At 74.8% G+C, this 19,051-nt stretch carries 15 protein-coding genes; 4 read left to right on the forward strand and 11 right to left on the reverse strand.

The features are described from left to right. Nucleotides 1–52 precede the first annotated feature (52 nt). The 9 genes from cydC to deoC all read right to left on the reverse strand — a co-directional run bounded on the left by cydC (nucleotide 53) and on the right by deoC (nucleotide 11,782). Entirely contained in the window at nucleotides 53–2,032 is a 1,980-nt protein-coding gene (gene cydC, locus D7I43_RS07125) for a thiol reductant ABC exporter subunit CydC (RefSeq protein ID WP_120327588.1), read from the reverse strand. Beyond that, complete coding sequence (cydD, locus tag D7I43_RS07130) at nucleotides 2,029–3,714, reverse strand: thiol reductant ABC exporter subunit CydD (protein WP_120327589.1); 1,686 nt, start codon at nucleotides 3,712–3,714, stop codon at nucleotides 2,029–2,031. Before cydD ends, cydC begins: the two co-directional genes overlap by 4 nt. Next, nucleotides 3,711–4,718, reverse strand: coding sequence for a cytochrome d ubiquinol oxidase subunit II (locus D7I43_RS07135; protein WP_120327590.1), 1,008 nt, complete (start codon nucleotides 4,716–4,718; stop codon nucleotides 3,711–3,713). Before D7I43_RS07135 ends, cydD begins: the two co-directional genes overlap by 4 nt. Nucleotides 4,719–4,727: 9 nt before the next feature. Further along, entirely contained in the window at nucleotides 4,728–5,975 is a 1,248-nt protein-coding gene (locus tag D7I43_RS07140) for a cytochrome ubiquinol oxidase subunit I (protein WP_120327591.1), read from the reverse strand. Nucleotides 5,976–6,101: 126 nt separating this feature from the next. Further along, nucleotides 6,102–7,004: a M56 family metallopeptidase gene (locus tag D7I43_RS07145; RefSeq protein WP_120327592.1), complete on the reverse strand. Its 903-nt coding sequence runs from the start codon at nucleotides 7,002–7,004 to the stop codon at nucleotides 6,102–6,104. A 12-nt stretch (nucleotides 7,005–7,016) separates the two neighbouring features. Beyond that, a complete protein-coding gene (locus D7I43_RS07150; RefSeq protein WP_120327593.1) occupies nucleotides 7,017–7,526 on the reverse strand; it encodes a BlaI/MecI/CopY family transcriptional regulator in 510 nt (169 codons plus the stop codon). Nucleotides 7,527–8,569: 1,043 nt separating this feature from the next. Continuing rightward, a complete protein-coding gene (locus D7I43_RS07155; RefSeq protein ID WP_120327594.1) occupies nucleotides 8,570–9,394 on the reverse strand; it encodes an aldehyde dehydrogenase family protein in 825 nt (274 codons plus the stop codon). Further along, on the reverse strand, nucleotides 9,387–10,817 hold the full coding sequence (locus D7I43_RS07160; protein WP_120327595.1) for an aldehyde dehydrogenase family protein: 1,431 nt from the start codon (nucleotides 10,815–10,817) through the stop codon (nucleotides 9,387–9,389). Before D7I43_RS07160 ends, D7I43_RS07155 begins: the two co-directional genes overlap by 8 nt. Nucleotides 10,818–10,822: 5 nt before the next feature. Next, complete coding sequence (gene deoC / locus D7I43_RS07165; RefSeq protein ID WP_120327596.1) at nucleotides 10,823–11,782, reverse strand: deoxyribose-phosphate aldolase; 960 nt, start codon at nucleotides 11,780–11,782, stop codon at nucleotides 10,823–10,825. A gap of 139 nt (nucleotides 11,783–11,921) precedes the next feature. On the opposite strand from deoC, the gene upp reads away from it, so the two are divergent. From upp to D7I43_RS07185, 4 genes are all read left to right on the forward strand, one after another. After that, nucleotides 11,922–12,554, forward strand: coding sequence for a uracil phosphoribosyltransferase (gene upp, locus D7I43_RS07170; RefSeq protein WP_120327597.1), 633 nt, complete (start codon nucleotides 11,922–11,924; stop codon nucleotides 12,552–12,554). Nucleotides 12,555–12,762: 208 nt separating this feature from the next. Further along, complete coding sequence (locus D7I43_RS07175; protein ID WP_120327598.1) at nucleotides 12,763–13,302, forward strand: RNA polymerase sigma factor; 540 nt, start codon at nucleotides 12,763–12,765, stop codon at nucleotides 13,300–13,302. Between the two features lie 10 nt (nucleotides 13,303–13,312). Continuing rightward, the gene (locus tag D7I43_RS07180) at nucleotides 13,313–14,353 is read left to right on the forward strand and encodes a CU044_5270 family protein (RefSeq protein ID WP_120327599.1); all 1,041 of its coding nucleotides are present in this window, start codon (nucleotides 13,313–13,315) and stop codon (nucleotides 14,351–14,353) included. Between the two features lie 96 nt (nucleotides 14,354–14,449). After that, the gene (locus D7I43_RS07185) at nucleotides 14,450–15,127 is read left to right on the forward strand and encodes a GOLPH3/VPS74 family protein (protein ID WP_120327600.1); all 678 of its coding nucleotides are present in this window, start codon (nucleotides 14,450–14,452) and stop codon (nucleotides 15,125–15,127) included. Nucleotides 15,128–15,219: 92 nt separating this feature from the next. Here the strand turns inward: D7I43_RS07185 and D7I43_RS07190 are convergent, their stop codons facing one another. Both D7I43_RS07190 and D7I43_RS07195 read right to left on the reverse strand, forming a co-directional pair. Beyond that, the gene (locus D7I43_RS07190) at nucleotides 15,220–16,887 is read right to left on the reverse strand and encodes a phospho-sugar mutase (protein WP_120327601.1); all 1,668 of its coding nucleotides are present in this window, start codon (nucleotides 16,885–16,887) and stop codon (nucleotides 15,220–15,222) included. 61 nt (nucleotides 16,888–16,948) lie between these two features. Continuing rightward, entirely contained in the window at nucleotides 16,949–18,994 is a 2,046-nt protein-coding gene (locus tag D7I43_RS07195; RefSeq protein WP_120327602.1) for a serine/threonine-protein kinase, read from the reverse strand. Nucleotides 18,995–19,051: the final 57 nt, after the last annotated feature.

Genomic DNA, 19,051 nt, shown 5'->3' on the forward strand with positions numbered 1-19,051 from the left:
GTCCGCGACGTCCCGTCGTCGGGGAGAACCCCGGGACGACCCCGAGGGACGGTCAGGGGGTCAGGGCCAGGTACCCGCGTTCGGCCGCCTCCTGGAGCAGCCACTGGTCCCGGTACCAGCCGGGCGCCGCGACCAGGTCGGCGTGCCGGCCGCGCTGCACCACGCGCCCGGCGTCCAGGACCACGATCTCGTCCAGCCCGACCAGGCCGGTGAGCCGGTGGCTGATCAGCAGCACCGAGTGCGCGGCCGGCGTGGCGGCCAGCGCCGAGGCGAGCACCGCGTCGGCGGCGCTCGGGTCCAGCCCCTCGGTCGGCTCGTCGAGCACCAGCACGGGCGGCGCGGCCAGCAGCGCCCGGGCCAGGGCGAGGCGCTGCCGCTGCCCGCCGGAGAGCTGCCCGCCCTCCTCGCCGACCACGGTGTCCCAGCCGGCCGGCTGGGCGCGTACCCAGTCCAGCAGGCCGGCGGCGGCCGCCGCGCCGGCCAGCTCCTCCTCGCCCGCGCCGGGCCGGCCGAGCAGGAGGTTCTCCCGGACGGTGGCGTGGAAGACGTACGCCTCGGCGAGCAGGCCGCCGACCACCCGGGGCAGCTCGTCCTCGGCGTACGCGGCGAGGTCCCGCCCGCCCACCGTCGCCCGGCCGCCCTCGGGGCGTACGGCGCCGGTCAGGACGGCGGCCAGGGTGCTCTTGCCGGCGCCGCTCGGGCCGACCACGGCCACCCGCCGTCCCGGCGGAAGGTCGAGGGTCACCCGGTCGAGCGCCGGCGCGGCACCGGCCCGGTACCGGACCGTCACCTCGTCGAGCCGGACCTCGTACGCCTCGGCCCGGATCGCCTCGGGCCCGCCCTCGTCCGCGCGGCCGGTACCGGCCGGCGGGGCGCTCGGCGCCGCGGCGGTCGCGCCGCCGGGCGGGATGGTCGGAGCCGTGGCGGTCGCGTCGGCGGGCGGGGTGGTCGGGGCCGTGGTGGTGTCGCCGAGCAGGGCGGCCACCCGGGTCAGCCCGGCGCCGAGCTGGGTCCGCTGGCGGGCCGCGCCGACCAGCGCCAACGCGATCTCGACGGCGCTCAGGGTGCCGACCGCCAGGACGCCGACCAGCACGCCGGGCACGTCGGCGGCGAGCGCGACGAGCACCACCGCGCCGGCCGTGAGTCCCGCGACGAGGGTGCCCACCGCGTCCACCGCGAATCCGGCGGCGGCGAGCCGGCGTTCCAGGCGCGCGAGCCGCCGGGCGCGCCCCGTCGCGGCGTCCAACGCCGAGTCGGTGGCGCCGAACGCGGCCAGGTCGGCGGCGCCGTGGGTCAGGTCGACGGCGTCGGCGGCCAGCGCGCCGCGCAGCGGGGCCAGTTCGGCCGCGCTGCGCCGGGTCAGCGCGGTGGCCAGGACGGGCAGCGCGAGCCCGGCGACGAGCAGCCCGGCGGCGAGCACCGCGGCGGCCGGTGGCGAGATCAGGACGGCGCCGCCCACCGCCACGACGCTCACGAGCACCGCCGCGGCGCCCGGGACGAGCACCCGGAGCAGCAGGTCCTGGACCGCCTCCACGTCGGAGACGAGCCGGCTCAGCGCGTCCCCGGAGCGCGGGGCGCGCGCCCGCCGGGCGGCGAGGGTGGCGAAGACCCGGGCCCGGACGTCGGTGATCATCCGGAGCACGGCGTCGTGCCCGGCGAGCCGTTCGGTGTAGCGGAGGACACCGCGGCTGATCGCCAGCGCGCGCACGGCGACGATGGCCACGGTGAGCCGGTCCAGCGGTGGCCGTCCGGCGGCGCTCATCAACAGCCAGGTGGCCGTCGCCATGAGGGCCAGCCCGGCGAACTCGGTGGCGGCGGCGAGCAGGCCGGCCCCGACGAGGCGGCCGAGGTACGGGCGCGCGAGCCGCAGCACGGCGCGCTCCGCCGCCCCGGCGCGTACGGGGGGCGCGGGCCGGTCCGCGGTGCGGACGGGCGGGTCGACCGCCGCGGGGCCGGCCACGTCGAACTCGGCGGGGCCCGTCACCGCCCCGCCGGTGCGGTCCGGCCGGCGACGTCGGGGGGCGGTGCTCATCGGGTCGCCTCTCCGGCCGGGGTGGGCACCAGTTCGGTCACCCGGCCGTCCTCGATCCGCAGGATCCGGTCGGCGTTCTCCAGCAGCGCCGGGCGGTGCGCGACCAGCAGGGCCGTACGGCCGGCCACGAGGCGGCGGGTGGCCGCCAGGACGACCGCCTCCGACGCGCTGTCCAGCCGCGCGGTGGGTTCGTCGAGCAGCACGACGGGGGCGTCCCGGAGGAACGCCCGGGCCAGCGCCACCCGTTGCCGCTGCCCGCTGGAGAGGCCGTGCCCGCGCTCGCCGAGCACCGTGCCGAGGCCCTCGGGCAGGCCGGCGACCACCTCGTCGAGCGCCGCGTCGCGGACCGCGGCGGAAAGCGCCGCGTCGGGGGTGTCCGGCGCGCCGAGCCGGATGTTGTCGGCCAGCGAGGCGGCGAAGAGGTGCGCCCGCTGCGGCACCCAGGCGAGCTGGCGCCGCCAGGCGTCCAGGTCGGCGTCGGCCAGGTCCACCCCGTCGACGGTCACCCGGCCGCTGGTCGGGGTGACGAAGCCGAGCAGCAGCCCGAGCAGGGTGCTCTTGCCGGCGCCACTGGGGCCGATGACGGCGATCCGCTCGCCCGGCCGGACGGTCAGCGTCACGTCGCGCAGCGCCGTGGTCCGCTCGTACGCCACCGTCACGGCCTCGAACCGGATCTCGCCCCGGCCGTCCGGCACCGGGCGCGCGCCCGCCGCGCCGTCCCGCGTCGGGGCCGGCGCGCCCTCCTGCACCGCGAACGCGTCGTTGAGGGCGGTGAGCCCCTCCATGCTGGCGTGGAACCGGCTGCCGGCCGCCCGCAGCGGCAGGTACGCCTCGGGCGTGAGCAGCAGCACCAGCAGCGCGGTCTGCAGGGCGAGCCCGCCGCCGAGCAGCCGGATGCCGACCGGCACCGCCACGAGCGCCACCGAGAGGGTGGCGACCAGCTCCAGCACGAGGGCGGAGAGGAACGCGATGCGCAGCGTCCGCATGGTGGCGGCCCGGTGCCCGTCGGCCATGCGGCGCACCACGTCGACCTGGGCCCGGGCGCGACCGAAGGCGCGCAGCGTGGGGAGCCCGGCGACCATGTCGAGGAAGTGCCCGCCGAGCAGGGACAGCCGCCGCCACTGGCGTTCGGTGGCGGCCTGCGCCTGCCACCCGAGCAGCGCCCCGAAGATCGGGATCAGCGGCAGGGTCAGCACGATGATCACCGCGGAGCTCCAGTCGGCGAGGCCGATCCGGGCGACCACGGCCAGCGGGACGGTGACGCTGAGCACGAGCTGCGGCAGGTAGCCGGTGAAGTAGGCGTCCAGCGCGTCCAGCCCACGCCCGGCGAGGGTGGCGAGCTGCCCGGCCCGCTGGCCGGCCACCCAGCCGGGCCCGTGCCGCCCGACGGCCGCGAGCAGGTCGGAGCGGAGCGCGGCCTTGACCGTGGCGGCCACCCGGGCGGCCACGGTGCCCTGTGCCCAGACCAGCAGCGCGCGGGCCGCCACGGTGGCCGCGAAGCCGGCCAGGGCGGGCCGGTCGAGGCGTCCGTCGAACGCGGTGGCGAGCAGCGCGGCCAGTGCGGTCGCCTGCGCGACGACCAGCCCCGCGGCGATCACCCCGAGCAGGGCGAGCAGGGCGAGGTCGCGGCGGGCCGCGGGGACCCGACGCAGCAGACGCGGGTCGAAGGGGCGGCGGTTCACCAGTACACCGGTGCCCTGCCGTCGATCCGTCCCCGGAACACCCACCAGCACATCAGTTGGAAGCCTAGTAGGGCCGGCGCGAGCGGCAGCACGAGCCAGCCGAGCAGGCGCAGGGTCGGCTCGCTGGCCGCCGCGTCGGCCACGGTCAGGGACGCGCCCGGATCGACCGTGGAGACGAGCACGAAGGGCCAGAGGGCCGCGCCGACCAGCGCCACGGGCAGCGCCAGGGCCACCGACGTGGCGGCGAAGGCCAGCCCGGGCCGCCGGCGGTGGAGCGCCGCCCGGGCCACCAGCAGCGCCGCGACCAGCGCCACGGGCAGCAGTACGCCGAGCGCCGGTCGCTGCACGGCCGCGCGTACCCGGTCGGAGAGGAGACCGAGGACGGTGGCCGCGCCGACCGCGGCGAGCGCCACCGGGACCAGCCGGCGGGTGAGCCGGGCGGCGCCCGCGGCGTCGGCGGCCGGCAGCCGGAGTGCGAGGAAGGCCGCGCCGTGCACCGCCACGAGCGCCACCGTGGCCAGCGCGGCGGCCGCCGCGAACGGGGTGAACAGGTGGCCGAGCCCGGCGACGTGGCCGTCGGCGTGCAGCGGTACGCCCTGGAGCAGCCCGGCGAGCAGCGCGCCCCAGCCGAGCGCGGCGAGGGCACTGCCCACGACCACGACCCGGTCCCACCGCGCCCGGATCCGCTCGCGGGCGGGCCGGCTGCGCAGCTGCACCCCCGCGGTCACCAGGATCACCCCGGCGAGCGCGCCGAGCACGGCCGGGTAGAACCCGGCGAGCAGTTCGCCCTCCAGCAGCGGGAACGCGCCGAACAGGATGCCGACGGCCGCCACGAGCCAGACCTCGTTGCCGAGGAAGAACGGGCCGACGGCGTTGAGGGCGGTCCGGCGGCGGCGCGGGTCGGCGTCGCCGGCCAGTGCGAGACCGACGCCGTAGTCGTAGCCGCCGAGGACCAGGTAGGTGGCGAAGAAGAGGCCGAGCAGGGCGTACCAGGCGAGTTCCACGATCGCTCCTCACGCGAAGGCGGGTTCGGGACGGAGGTCGGCGGGATGGCCCGGCGGCCGGCCGAGGGCGGGATCGTCCGCCCCGCGGGCGGCGTGCCGGGCGATGAGCGTCCAGTTGGTGACGGCGAGCGTGCCGAGCAGCAGGCTGAACCCGATCAGGGAGGCGAGCATCACCGGGGCGGCCACCGGCGAGACGGCCTGGTCGACCGGAAGCAGCCCGTACGCCACCCAGGGCTGGCGGCCGACCTCGCGGGCGATCCAGCCGAGGATCACCGCGACGAACGGCAGCGGCAGGCCGAGCAGCAGCAGCCAGAGCGGGAAGCGCAGCCGGATGACCCAGTCCCGCCAGAGCAGGGGCAGCAGCAGCCAGAGCGCGCCGAGGCCCAGGCCGATGAGGATCATGAAGCCGAGCCCGACGTTGGCGAGCACGGGCGGGGTGTAGTCGCCGGGGCCGAACCGGGCCGTCCACTCGGCGATGAGCGCGTCCGCGTCGGCGCCGCTGCCGAACTTGGTGGGCTGCACGGCGCCGACCGGGCCGAACTGCGCGAAGCCGAAGCCCTGCACCAGGGTGATGGCCAGCGCCGCGGTGACCAGGCCGATCCGCAGCGAGGCGCGGAAGAGCGCGAAGTCGGGGGTGCGCCGGATCAGGTGGTAGGCGCTGACCGCCGCCATCAGCATCCCGCCCACCAGCAGGGCCGCCGAGACGACGTGCCCGAACGCCATGCCGAGGCTCGGGTTGGTGAGCAGCGCCGGGAAGTCGGTGAGGTGGGCAATCCCGTCGCGGACCTCGTAGCCGACGGGGTTCTGCAACCACGAGTTGGCCACCATGATCCAGAACGCCGAGGCGTACGCGGTGAGCGCCACGCCCCACAGCAGCGCGAGGTGCACGCCGCGCCGCAGCCGGTGCCACCCGAAGATCCACATGCCGAGGAACGTGGACTCCAGGAAGAAGGCGACCAGTGTCTCGATGGCCAGGGGCGCGCCGAAGACGTTGCCGACGTAGCGCGACAGCCCGCTCCAGTTCAGCCCGAACTGGAACTCCATGACGATGCCGGTGGCGATGCCGAGCACGTAGTTGATGACGTACAGCTGGCCCCAGAACCGGGTCAGCCGCTCGTACTTCGGGTTGCCCGTGACGACCCAGGCGGTCTGGATCCCGACCAGGAGGGTGACCAGGCCGAGTGTGACGACCACGAAGAGGAAGTGGATCGACGTCGTGGTCGCGAACTGAAGTCGGGCGAGGAGCAGGGTGTCCATGGCCGGCTCTCCAACGGTTGGCTCGCTTGTCGTAGAGAGCCTACACGTAGATTCCCTACCTATAACTACTACATCATGTCGTAGTCGACTTTACGACAAGACGTAGTAGTGATGGGGGTCGCTCGATCAGCTGAGGAAGAGCGAGATCGGCATCGCGACGAGCGTCGAGGCGACGGCCAGCGCCGTGAGCAGCAGGATCCGGGGCGGCTCGGCGACGACCAGCAGGCGCTGCACCCGGACGTCCAGGTCCCGGTCACCGAGCCCGAGGGCTCCCGCCGGGGTGACCCGGTGGCCCGCCGTGGCGAAACGGCGCAGGGCGGCGGCCAGCGACTCGGGGTGCAGCTCGCGCGCCTTGTCGTCGGCGCGCATCTCGACCAGCAGGGCGACCCGCTCGTACGCCTCGCGGACCCAGCGGACCCACGGCAGCGCGCGGCTGAGCGCCGTGAACGGCAGCAGCACGAGGTCGTGCCGCTCCTGGGCGTGCGCCCGCTCGTGGGTGAGCACCGCGTCCAGTTCCGCGCGGTCCAGCAGGCTCAACGCGCCCGCGCTCACCACCACCCGCGGCCGCACCCCCGGCAGGCAGTACGCCGCCGCGCTCGGGTGGTCGAGCACCAGCGCCCCGGGTACGGCCGGGTCGTCCCGGGCCACCAGGGCGAGCAGCTCCCGGTGCCGGCGCTGGGCGCGCAGCGTCCCGTGGATGCTGCGTACGGTCGTGGTCAGCAGCACGGCACCGATGCCGAAGCCGACACCCACACCGGCCAGGTGCAGGACGTTCACGCCGGCGGGCAGCCGGTCGTGCAGCAGGTCGTCGAAGAGGGCGACCAGGGCGCTTCCCGGCGGCAGGTCGTACGCGGCCAGGCCGAGCGCCATCGGCAGGCCCATCGCGGCGAGGCCGACCGCGAGCCCGACCGCCTGCCAGCAGACGATCGCCACGCGGGGGCTGTGCCACGGCCAGGTCGAGCGGGCCAGCACCTGGGCGGTCAGCCAGCAGGCCAGCACCGTCGCGGCGAAGTGCAGAGCGTACGCCACGGCCGCCGCCCCCTACCTGTCCGCTGCCTCGTCGGCCGGCGGACGGGTGACCCGCCCGCTCGTCGGCCCCTCGATCCGGTCGGTCAGGGCGCCCGGACCGGTGTGCCCGCCGCCGGTGTCGGCCGGCCGGGCAGTGCCCTGCCCGCCCGGAGCACCGCCCGTGGCCTCGGCCGCCAGAGCGGCGCGCAGCACCTCGGCCTCCGTGCCGGTCACCGAGCGGGCGAAACGCACCAGCGCGGCGTCCCGGCTGCCACCGAGGTCGAGCGCGTCGAGCATGAGCTGGGCGATGTGCGCCTCACGGCTGGCCGCGGCCCGGTACCGCCAGGCCCGCCCCTCCCGCTGGCGCTCCACCATGCCCTTGCCGGCCAGCCGGTCGAGCACGGTCATCACCGTCGTGTAGGCCAGCTCCCGACCGGCCAGCGCGTCGGCGACCTCGCGGACGGTCACGCCGTCCGACGTGCTCGGGACCGTGTCCCACAGCACGTCCATCACCGCACGTTCGAGATCACCAAGCCGCGTCACAGACCAATCCTACCCCCCGTAGTAGACCCGCCCATCTGAGACAGGGCAGACCAGCCAGCCGCGGGGGGCCAACGCCACGAGGTCGCCGCCCTCGACGCGCCCCGCCCAGCCCGCGCCCCGGACGCGCCCCGCCCGCGCCCCGGACCCGACAACATCCAGGATGTAGTGGCCTCAACCACGCCCCGACCCGACAACATCCAGGACCTTGTGGTCTCCCGCCCGACCCGACAACGTCCAGGATCTTGTGGCTTCGACCGTGGGCCGATCCGACGACTTCCGAGAAGTGGGCGGCCCGCCCCACGCCGATCCGCCGGCAGTGGGGAAGGCGTGCCCTGGACCGCGCCCCCGGCCGGACGACAGGGACGTCGTGGCCGGCGTGCGCGCCGAGGCGAGGCGACGACATCCGGGTAGTTGTCGCCTCGACGGCGCGGCCACCCCACAACTTCCGGGAAGTTGTGGCCTCGCTCGCCCCTCGAACCAACAACATCCAGGAACTTGCGCGATCTTGATGAGTGACCGCGCCACGCCGAGGGCGTCGTGCGGTGGCCCGCCGGGTGGCCGTTCGACCGACGGACTGGGAGGGCACAACGGGTCGCGCACGACCCTTGATGTGGGCACTTCCGGGTGCAGCGTTGATCGACTCGATGCCGCCGGCATCGGCGGCAACGCGCTGTCCGGGACACCCGCTGCCAGCGGCAGGAGTGGATCTGCTCCGGTCACCCGCAGATCAAGCACCCACGCCCGCCAGAGCCCACAAGCCCAACCCCACGGACGGGCCTGGACCACCGAGGTTTCGGGGGAGCCCCGCCCGCGGAGGGATCAAGCCTGACCGCCCGGAGCGGGTGGGGCTCTCCCGAAACCAGCAGAGGAGCCTCTCCCGAAACCAGCAGAGGAGCCTCTCCCGAAACCAGCAGAGGAGCCTCTCCCGAAACCAGCAGAGGGACGTGGGCGCCCCGGCACCGGCAGAGGAATGTGGCCCCGAAACCGGCGAAGGGGCGTCGCGGCGGAACCGCAGAGGGACGTGGCCTCCCAGGAAACCCGGATCAGACCCCCTTCGGATGCCACACGGTCTTCGTCTCCAGCAACGCCGTCATGCGCGTGAGCCCCGGGTCGGCGAACCAGTCGTGGTCGGCCGGTGCCGGCCGGAGCACCCGCTTCAGGTTCTCCGCGGCCCTGACCTCCAGGTCGGCCGCCTGCTCGGCGTCGGTGACCCCGGTCAGGTCGATGGCGTTGACGTCCATGTGCGCGGCCAGCGTCGGCACGGTCTCGGACAGCCGGCCGGTGAGGATGTTGACCACGCCGCCGGGCAGGTCGGAGGTGGCGAGCACCTCGGCCAGCGTCACGGCGGCCAGCGGTTCGGTCGGCGAGGCCGCCACGACCACCGTGTTGCCGGTCACGACGGCCGGGGCGATCACGCTGACCAGGCCGAGCAGCGCGGGCCGCTCGGGGGCCACCACGGCCACGACGCCGGTCGGCTCGGGCGCCGAGAGGTTGAAGTACGGGCCGGCCACGGGGTTCGCCCCGCCGTACACCTGGGCCAGCTTGTCGGACCAGCCGGCGTACCAGACCCAGCGGTCGACGGCCGCGTCGACCTCGTCGCCGGGCACGCCGAGCGCCACGAACTGTTCGCGCCGGCCCTCCAGCATCTCGGCCACCCGGTAGAGGACCTGACCCCGGTTGTACGCGGTCGCGCCGGCCCAGCCCTTCACGGCGGCCCGGGCGGCGACGACCGCGTCCCGCGCGTCCTTGCGGGAGGCCAACGACACATTCGCGTCCTGCACGAGATACGACCGCCCCGACTCGCTGCGTGGGAACTTCCCGCCGATGAAGAGCTTGTACGTCTTGCGTACCGCGACCCGCTCAGACATTGAGGTACGCCTCCAGCCCGTGCCGGCCGCCCTCGCGACCGTAGCCCGACTCCTTGTAGCCGCCGAACGGCGAGGTGGGGTCGAACTTGTTGAACGTGTTGGCCCAGACCACGCCGGCGCGCAGCCGGTCGGCCATCCACAGGATCCGGGAGCCCTTGTCGGTCCAGATGCCGGCCGACAGCCCGTACGGCGTGTTGTTCGCCTTCTCCACGGCCTCGGCCGGGGTGCGGAACGTGAGCACGGACAGCACCGGCCCGAAGATCTCCTCCCGGGCGATCCGGTGGGCCTGGGTGACGCCGGTGAAGATGGTGGGGGCGAACCAGAAGCCCCGCTCGGGCAGTTCGCACGGGGGCGACCAGCGCTCGGCGCCCTCGGCGGAGCCCGCCTCGGAGAGTTCCCGGATCCGGGCCAGCTGGGCGGCCGAGTTGATGGCGCCGATGTCGGTGTTCTTGTCGAGCGGGTCGCCGACCCGCAGTTGGGCCATCCGCCGCTTCAGCGACTCCAGTACCCGGTCGGCGACCGATTCCTGGATCAGCAGGCGGGAGCCGGCGCAGCAGACGTGTCCCTGGTTGAAGAAGATGCCGTTGACGATGCCCTCGACCGCCTGGTCGACGGGCGCGTCGTCGAAGACGATGTTGGCGGCCTTGCCGCCCAGCTCCAGGGTGAGCTTCTTGCGGGTGCCGGCCACCGCGCGGGCGATGGCCCGGCCGACCTCGGTGGAGCCGGTGAACGCCACCTTGTCGACGCCGGGGTGCTCGACGAGGGCGCGGCCGGTCTCGCCGGCGCCGGTGACGATGTTGACGACGCCGGCCGGCAGGTCGGCCTGCTGGCAGATCTCGGCGAAGAGCAGGGCGGTGAGCGGCGTGGTCTCGGCCGGCTTCAACACCACGGTGTTGCCGGCGGCGAGGGCCGGGGCGATCTTCCAGGCCAGCATGAGCAGCGGGAAGTTCCAGGGGATGACCTGCGCGGCCACGCCGAGCGGCTTCGGGTCGGGGCCGAAGCCGGCGTACGGGAGCTTGTCGGCCCAGCCGGCGTAGTAGAAGAAGTGCGCGGCGACCAGCGGGATGTCGACGTCGCGGGACTCCTTGATCGGCTTGCCGTTGTCGAGTGACTCCAGCACCGCCAGCTCGCGGGAGCGCTCCTGGATGATCCGGGCGATGCGGAACAGGTACTTGGCGCGGTCCCGGCCCGGCATGGGGCCCCACACCTTCTCGTACGCCGCACGGGCCGCCCGGACCGCGCGGTCGACGTCGCCAGCGCCGCCCTCGGCGACCTCGGCGAGCACCTCCTCGGTGGCCGGGTTGATCGACTTGAAGCTTCCGCCGTCGGTCGGGTCGACGAAGGTCCCGTCGATGAACAGCCCGTACGCGGGCTTGATGTCCACCACCGAGCGGGACTCGGGGGCGGGGGCGTATTCGAACATCGCGCTCAGTCCAGGGTGAAGTAGTCGGGACCGGAGTAGACGCCGGTCTTCAGCTTGGTGCGCTGCATCAGCAGGTCGTTCAGCAGGCTGGACGCGCCGAAGCGGAACCAGTCCGGGTCCAGCCAGTCCGGGCCGACCGTCTCGTTGACCATCACGAGGTACTTGATCGCGTCCTTGGTGGTGCGGATGCCGCCGGCCGGCTTCACGCCCACCTGGCGGCCGGTGGCGGCGCGGAAGTCGCGGACCGCTTCGAGCATCACGAGCGTCACGGGCGGGGTGGCGGCCACCGGGACCTTGCCGGTCGAGGTCTTGATGAAGTCGGCGCCGGCCAGCATCGCGAGCCAGGAGGCGCGCCGCACGTTGTCGTACGTGGCCAGCTCGCCGGTCTCCAGGATCACCTTGAGGTGGGCGTCCCCGCAGGCCTCCTTGGTGGCGACGATCTCGTCGTACACCTCGGAGTAGCGGCCGGCCAGGAACGCGCCCCGGTTGATCACCATGTCGATCTCGTCGGCGCCGGCCTCGACGGCGGCCCGGGTGTCGGCGAGCTTGACCTCCAGCGGCGCCTGCCCGGACGGGAAGGCGGTCGCCACGCTGGCCAGGTGCACCTGAGATCCGCGCAGCACCTCGGCCACGTACGGGACCATGGCCGGGTAGACGCAGACGGCGCCCACGTGCGGGCAGGACGGGTCGGCCGGGTCGGGGCGCAGCGCCTTGGTGGCGAGGGCCCGCACCTTGCCCGGGGTGTCGGCGCCCTCGAGGGTGGTGAGGTCGACCATCCGGATGGCCAGGTCGATGGCCTGGGCCTTGGCGGTGGTCTTGATGGATCGGGTGCCGAGCTGTGCCGCCCGCTGCTCCGCGCCGACCTGGTCCACGCCGGGCAGGCCGTGCAGGAAGGTCCGCAGAGCGGTCTCGGATCGTCCCAGCTCGGAGAGGTCCGACCGGGCCGACGTCGCTGTCGCCGTCATGGCAGGAAGTCTACGCATCCAGCGACACAGTGATCTTGGTCACGTCGGGTGGGCGCGGGGTCCGTCGGGGGTGAGCGACGTCGCCCCGTCCGCCCGCGGGCGCACCCCCGGCCGGGAGGGGGCGGTAGGTTGAGCGATCGTGGACGTACACGTCATTGACCACCCGCTGGCCCAGTCGCGGCTGACCGCCATGCGGGACGAGCGCACCGACTCCTCCTCGTTCCGGGCGGCGCTGCACGAACTGACCACCATGCTGGTGTACGAGGCGGCGCGCTCCTTCCCGGTCGAGCGGTACCCCATCCAGACGCCGGTGACCGGCACCGAGGGCACCCGGCTGGCCAACCCGCCGCTGCTGGTGCCGGTGCTGCGCGCCGGTCTGGGCATGGCCGACGCCGCGCTCGGGCTGCTGCCCGAGTCCTCGATGGGCTTCGTGGGACTGGCCCGCGACGAGACGACGTACGAGCCCCGCGCCTACATGGAGTCGCTGCCCCGGGACCTCACCGGCCTCCCGGTGCTGGTGCTGGACCCGATGCTCGCCACCGGCGGCTCGCTGGAGCACTGCTGCCGGTTGCTGGCCGACCGGGGCTGCACCGACATCACGGTGCTGTGCGTGCTGGCCGCGCCGGCCGGCATCGAGCGCCTGGAGCGTTCCGGCCTGCCGCTGCGCCTGGTCACGGCGTCGATCGACGAGGGCCTCAACGACCGGAAGTTCATCGTGCCGGGTCTTGGCGACGCCGGCGACCGCCAGTTCGGCGGCATGCCCCGCTTCTGACCTCCGCCCCCGACCGGCCCGTCGCGCGACGCGGTGGACCGGCCTCGCACGGCTGCTGAGACGGCCCGCCGACCCCACCGGTCGGCGGGCCGTCGCCGTGTCCGCGGCCGGACGTACCCGGTTGCCCCGCGTCGACCGGTAACGATCCGCCCCACCGGAGACACACAACCGTTGTCCATGCAACGACGGCGGTCGGGAGAGCGATCTGATGAAACCCGTGGGTGAGCGGGGCGAGGACTGGTTCACCAGCATCTACGCCACGCACTACCCGGACATCGTCCGGTACGGCATACGCCGGCTCCGCGACGCCGACGCGGCGGCCGAGCTGGCCCAGGACGTGTTCGTCGTCGCGTGGCGGCGGCGGAGCGAGGTGCCCGAACGCCCGCTCCCGTGGCTCTACACCGTGGCCCGGCACACCCTGGCGAACCGGTGGCGGCACGGGCGGAGCCAGCCCACGCCGCTTCCGCTCGCCGACGCGAACCAGGTGCCCGGGCGGCTCGTCGAGCCCGAGGCCCTGGCCTCGATCGTCGACCTGCGCCGCGCGCTGCGCGCGCTCCCGGAGGCCGATCAGGAGATCCTGCGGTTGGTCGGCTGGGAGGACCTGAGCGTCGGGGACGCCGCCGTCGTCCTCGGCTGCAGCCGATCCGCCGCGGCGGTGCGACTCTTCCGAGCCCGGCGGCGCCTGCGGTCCGTCCTGGCCGCCTCCACCCCGGTCCCCGACTCCCGGCCGGCGTCCGCCCATGTCTGAGAGGAGCAGCATGAAGCTTCAACAGCAGGTCCGGGACCTCCTGGGCCCGGCCGACCCGGCGCGGGACGCCGTCGTGGCACCGGCACCGCTCACCGCGCACGACGTGATCCTCCGTGCGGAGGACGCGACCGCGACGCCGGGCGGACCGGCGGGGCGGAACGCGTCCCGCCGCACCGTGCTCGTCGGCGCGGCCGCGGCCGTGGCCGTGCTCGGGTCCGCCGGGGTGGCACAGGTGCTCCGCAACGGGGCACCCACCGGAGCGGTCCCCGCGCAGCCGTTGGCCGGAACCGTTCTCGAACCGGTGGCCTACGAGGTCCCCGCGGGCGTGCCGGCCGGGCCGCACCTGCGGGCGCTCGCCGCCCGCCTCGTGGACGGCCCCCCGGACGAGAGCCGCGGCTACTACTCCTACCAGCGCACCAGGTCGTGGGGTGGTTTTGCGACCGTGTCGCCCGAGGGCTACATGATGAGCTTCGTGCGGGAAACGCGTGAATGGGTGGCGGACGACGGCCGCCGCTGGCAGGACACCACGCCCCTGGGCGTCGAGTTCCCCGACGCGGCGTCCCGGGAGTACTGGTCCGCGCGGCCACAGTCGCCCAGTGCCGACCCCTCCGCCACCAGGCCGCCGGAAGGGATCCGTGAGATCCCGCGCGACCTGGTGGAGCGGCGGTTGCCGGCCGACCGGGCGGAACTCGCGCGCTGGCTCCGGGCCGACCGGCCGGCGGGCGAGCTGGCCATGCGCACGTACCAGCTCTACAGCAGTTTTCTCGTGCCGCGGCGGACCCGGGCCGACCTCCTCACCATCCTGGCGGAGAAGCCCGGCTTCGTGTGGCACGGCCGGGTCGTCGACCGGGCCGGCCGCCGGGGCGTGGCCGTCACCGCCGAGCTCGTCCCACCGCCGGGGCAGAGCCCGCAGCGGGCGCAGATGCTGCTGGTTTTCCACCCGTCGACGGGCGAACTGCTCGCGTACGAGTACCTGGAGACGGCCCCGAAGCACCGCGTACTGCACTACCTGCTCGTCCTCGATGCCCGTCGCACCGACACGGTGAGCTGACCGACCCGCGTGCGGCGCCGACGGCGCGCGGGAGCGCGGCGCGCCGTCGGCGCGCAGTGGTGCACGGGGTGCGCGCACCCACTAGCGTCTGCGCCCATGACTGGTGTTGCGCTCGCCGAGGAGTTGCTCCTGCTGGCGTACGACGACGAGACGGGCCGGGCGACCATGCCCCGGATCAGCCTCGACCTGGGCATGGCCGCCGCGGTGCTGATCGAGTTGGCCCTCGCGGGCCGGGTCGCGTACGCCGACGGGAACCTCACGGTGGTCGACCCGACGCCCACGGGCGAGCCGATCGCCGACGGGGTGCTCGCCCGGATCGCGGAGGACACCCCGCACACCCCGTCCTCCTGGGTGCAGCGGCTGCGCCACGGACTGCGCGACCGGATCCTCGGTGACCTGTGCAGCCAGGGTGTGGTGCGTGACGTGGACGAGACCGAGCTGGGCTTCATCCACGTGCACCGCTACCCGGTGGTGGACCCCTCCGTGGAGGAGGACACCCGGCGCCGGCTGGCCGCGGCGCTCACGAGCGGCGTGGCTCCGGACGAGCGGACGGCGGCGCTGGCCACGCTGGTGGCGGTGCTGCGGATGGAGTCGGCGCTCGGGGTGAGCGGGGAGGCCGCCGAGGACGCCCGCCGCCGGCTCGCCGAGATCGCCAGCGGCGCCGGATTCTCCGGCGAGGTCAGCCTGGACGACTCGGTGGTCCGCCCCTCGGTGGGTCTGGTCGTGGCGGCCCTGGCCCGGGCGGTCGACGCCGCCCTGGGCCCCCGCCGCTGACCCTCCCCCGCGATCTTGCACTTTCTGACCCGACAAAGCGGGCCTGAAGCCGCAGAGCGGGGGCCGAAAGTGCAAGATCGCGGGGGAGGGGCTTACAGGCCCAGGGCCTTGGCGATCTCCGCGCGGAGGTCGGTAACCGCGGCCTGCGCGCGGGTCCGCGCCGCGGCGACGTCGCCGTCCGCGACCGGCTCCACCACCTCCAGGTACGCCTTCAGCTTCGGCTCGGTGCCGGACGGGCGGATCACCACCCGGGCGGTGGCCGTCCGCAGGATCACCACGTCCGCCTCGGGCAGCAGGTCCTCGGTCGTCTCGACGGGGCGCCCCAGCAGGGTGGTCGGCGTGGCCGCCCGGATCCGGGCCATCGCCTGGGCGATCTCCCGGAGGTCGTCGACCCGCACCGAGAGCTGGTCGGTGTGGTGCACGCCGAACTCGGCGGCCAGTTCGTCGAGGCGGTCGGTGAGCGTACGCCCCTGCGCCTTGAGCCCGGCCGCCAGCTCGGCGACGGTCAGCGCGGCGGTGATGCCGTCCTTGTCCCGGACGAGGTCCGGGGCGACGCAGTAGCCGAGCGCCTCCTCGTACCCGAACACCAGCGGCACCGACCCGTCGCCGGCCCGGACGATCCACTTGAACCCGGTCAGCGTCTCGTCGTACGGCATCCCCCGGGCGGCGCACATGGCCCGCAGCAGCGACGACGACACGATCGTGGTGGCGTACAGGCCGGTGACGCCGCGACGCATCAGGTGGTCGGCGAGCAGCACCCCCACCTCGTCACCGCGGAGCATCCGCCACCCCGTCCCGCCGTCGCGTACGGCCACCGCGCAGCGGTCCGCGTCCGGGTCGTTGGCGATGGCGATGTCCGCGCCGGTGGCGTCGGCGAGCGCGACGAGGCGGTCCACCGCGCCGGGCTCCTCCGGGTTGGGGAACGAGACGGTGGGGAAGGCCGGGTCGGGTTCGGCCTGGTCGGGCACCACCCCGGGCACGGGGAAGCCGGCCCGCGCGAAGGCGGCGGTGAGTACGGCGGCGCCCACACCGTGCAGCGGCGTGTACGCCACGGACAGGTCCCGCGACACGTCGGGCGCGGCCACCGCGGCGGCCCGTTCCACGTAGGACGCCACGAGGTCGTCGCCGAGCACCTGCCCGGGCGGGCCGAGCGGCACGTCGGCGAGCGGGCCGACGGCCCGGATCGCGGCCTCGATCCCGGCGTCGGCGGGCGGCACGATCTGCGCCCCCGCGCCGAGCGCCCCGCCGAGCTGCGCCCCGAGGTAGACCTTGTAGCCGTTGTCCTGCGGCGGGTTGTGGCTCGCGGTGACCATGACCCCGGCCACGGCGTCGAGGTGGCGCACCGCGTACGCGAGCACCGGCGTGGGCAGCGGGCGGGGCAGCAGCAGCGCGGGCCGTCCCGCCCCGGTGGCGACCTGGGCGGTGCGCGCGGCGAACTCCCGGGAGCCGCGCCGCGCGTCGTACCCGATCACCAGCGGGCCGGTGCCGCCCTGCGCGGCGAGCCAGTCGACCAGCCCGGCCGCGGCCTGCGTGACCACCGCGAGGTTCATCCCGTTGGGGCCGGCGCGCAGTGGGCCGCGCAGCCCGGCGGTGCCGAACGTCAGCGGGCCGGCGAACCGGTCGGCGAGGTCGGCGGCGCTGTCCGGCAGCCGGTCGAGGACCGCCTGCAGTTCGGCCCGGTCGGCCGGGTCCGGGTCGTCGTCGAGCCAGCGTCGGGCTCGCTCGCGGAGGTCGTCGATGTCAGTGGTGTCCGCCGGCATGCCTCTTGATAGCACGCCGGCGGATCACCGCTGACGGTTCCCTCCGGTCCCGTGACCTCGCTCAGCTCGCGTCGGTGAGCTTGAAGGTCCGCACCATCTCGTCGAAGATCGGCTTGCTCTCCGCGAACCGGGCGTCCGTGGAGGTCAGGTAGAAGGAGTAGACCTTCCCATCGCTCACCACGCCGCGCCACACGCCGTGCCGCATCGTCTCGCCCTCGCCGCAGGTGTACTCGAACTCGGCGGCCGGCTTGCCGGCCAGCTCCTGCTCGGTCATGGCGATCTGGTTGTACGGCTTCGCGCAGCTCTTCGCCTTCTTGAGCAAGTTCGCGGCGATCTCGGCCCAGCGCATCGAGCTGTCGCCGCCGAACTTCTCGGTGAGGATCCGGACCTTGCGGCCGCCGTCGTCCTCGGGATCGACGTAGTCGATGTAGACGCCGCCGGTCGCGCGCTCCCAGCCCTTCGGCACCATCACCTGGATGCCCCGGGCCGAGTGCTCCTGCATCTCGATGCCCGGGCCGGCCGGCTCGGTGGCGGTCGGCTGGGCCTGCGGGGCGGGCGGGGTCTCGTCGTCGCCGCCGGTGAACAGGACGACCGCCCCGACGAGGAGCACCACGGCGAGGCCGCCGGCCGCCGCCAGCTGCACGTTGCGCGGCCACCCCTTGACCGTACGGACCAGCTCGGCGCCGACCCGGCGGACCCGGTCGAGCGGGCTGCCCGCGCCGGGCGCGCCGCCCGGCTGCCCGGCGCCCGGGGCCGCCCACGGGCCGCCGCCGTACGTGGCGCCGACCCGCTGGGTGGCGTCGGGCGCTCCCGCGTACGGCACGGCCTGGGTGGCGTCCGGGCGGACGCCCCAGGTGACCGGCTGGGTGGCGTCGCGCTGGGCGGGGTCCACCCGCTGGGTGGCCTCGGCGCCGCCGTAGGTGCGACCGGCGGCCGGCCGCCCGGGGGGCGGCATGGCCCCGGTGGGCGTGTGCAGCGGGCCGGCCAGCGCGTCGGCGCTGGTCTCGTCGAGGGCGGCGGCACCCGCCGCGGGGGCGGGCTCCGGCCGCTCGCCCCGGCGCAGCGCGGCCAGCCGGTCGGTCAGCGACTCGCCGGGGGCGAGCATGGCCCGGCCGCCGATCTGGCCGGTGGGCTTCGGCTCGGGTGCGGCCGGCACCGGGGGAGCCGCGGACCGTTGCACCGGCATCACGGCGTACGGGTCGGTCATCGAGTGCACCGCGGCGGCGTTGTTGCTGAGCGGGCCGGCCAGGAGTTCGCGGAGCATGGCCCGGGAGGTGTGGACGTCGAGCCGGCGGGCCGGGTCCTTCTCCAGTAGGCCCATGAGCACGGCGGTCAGCGGGCCGCTGCGCTGCGGCGGGGCCGGCGGGTCCTCCACGACGGCGTGCATGGTCTCGATGGGGTCGCCCTTGTCGAAGGGCGGCCGCCCCTCCACGGCCGTGTAGAGCGTCACGCCGAGCGAGAAGAGGTCGCTGGGCGGGCCGAACTCCTGGCCCATGGCGCGCTCGGGGGAGATGAAGTGGGGCGAGCCGAGGACCATCCCGGGCGTGGTGAGCTGCACGTCCGTCGGCATCCGGGCCACACCGAAGTCGGTGAGCACGCAGCGACCGTCGGAGCAGATCAGCACGTTGGCCGGCTTGACGTCACGGTGCAGCACGCCGATGGCGTGGGCCACCTCCAACGCGCCCAGCAGCGCGATGCCGATCTTGGCGACGACGCGCGGGGCGACCGGCCCGTCCTCGATGACCATGTCGGCGAGGCTGCGGGCGTCCAGCAGTTCCATCACGATCCACGGCCGGCCACCCTCGGTGACCACGTCGTAGACCTGCACCACGGCCGGGTGCTGGATCGCGGCGGCCGCGCGGGCCTCGCGGAGGGTGCGTTCGTACATGGCGTCGCGGTCGCTGGGGGCCAGCCCCGGGGGGAGGACGACCTCCTTCACCGCCACGTCCCGCCGCAGCAGGGTGTCTGTCGCGCGCCAGACCGTACCCATGCCGCCGTTGCCCACCGCGGAACGCAGTTCGTAGCGACCACCGATGGTGGTGCCGGGTGCCGCGCGTCCACTGGGGGGACTGACAGGTCCGCCGCTCCAGGTCGGGATCTGAGTCACAGAAAAGCCACCGGGGGATATCGAGGGGGCTGGGACACAACCTCCCTATCTTGCTGG

This window comes from Micromonospora globbae (assembly GCF_003610785.1).
Lineage (GTDB): Bacteria > Actinomycetota > Actinomycetes > Mycobacteriales > Micromonosporaceae > Micromonospora > Micromonospora globbae.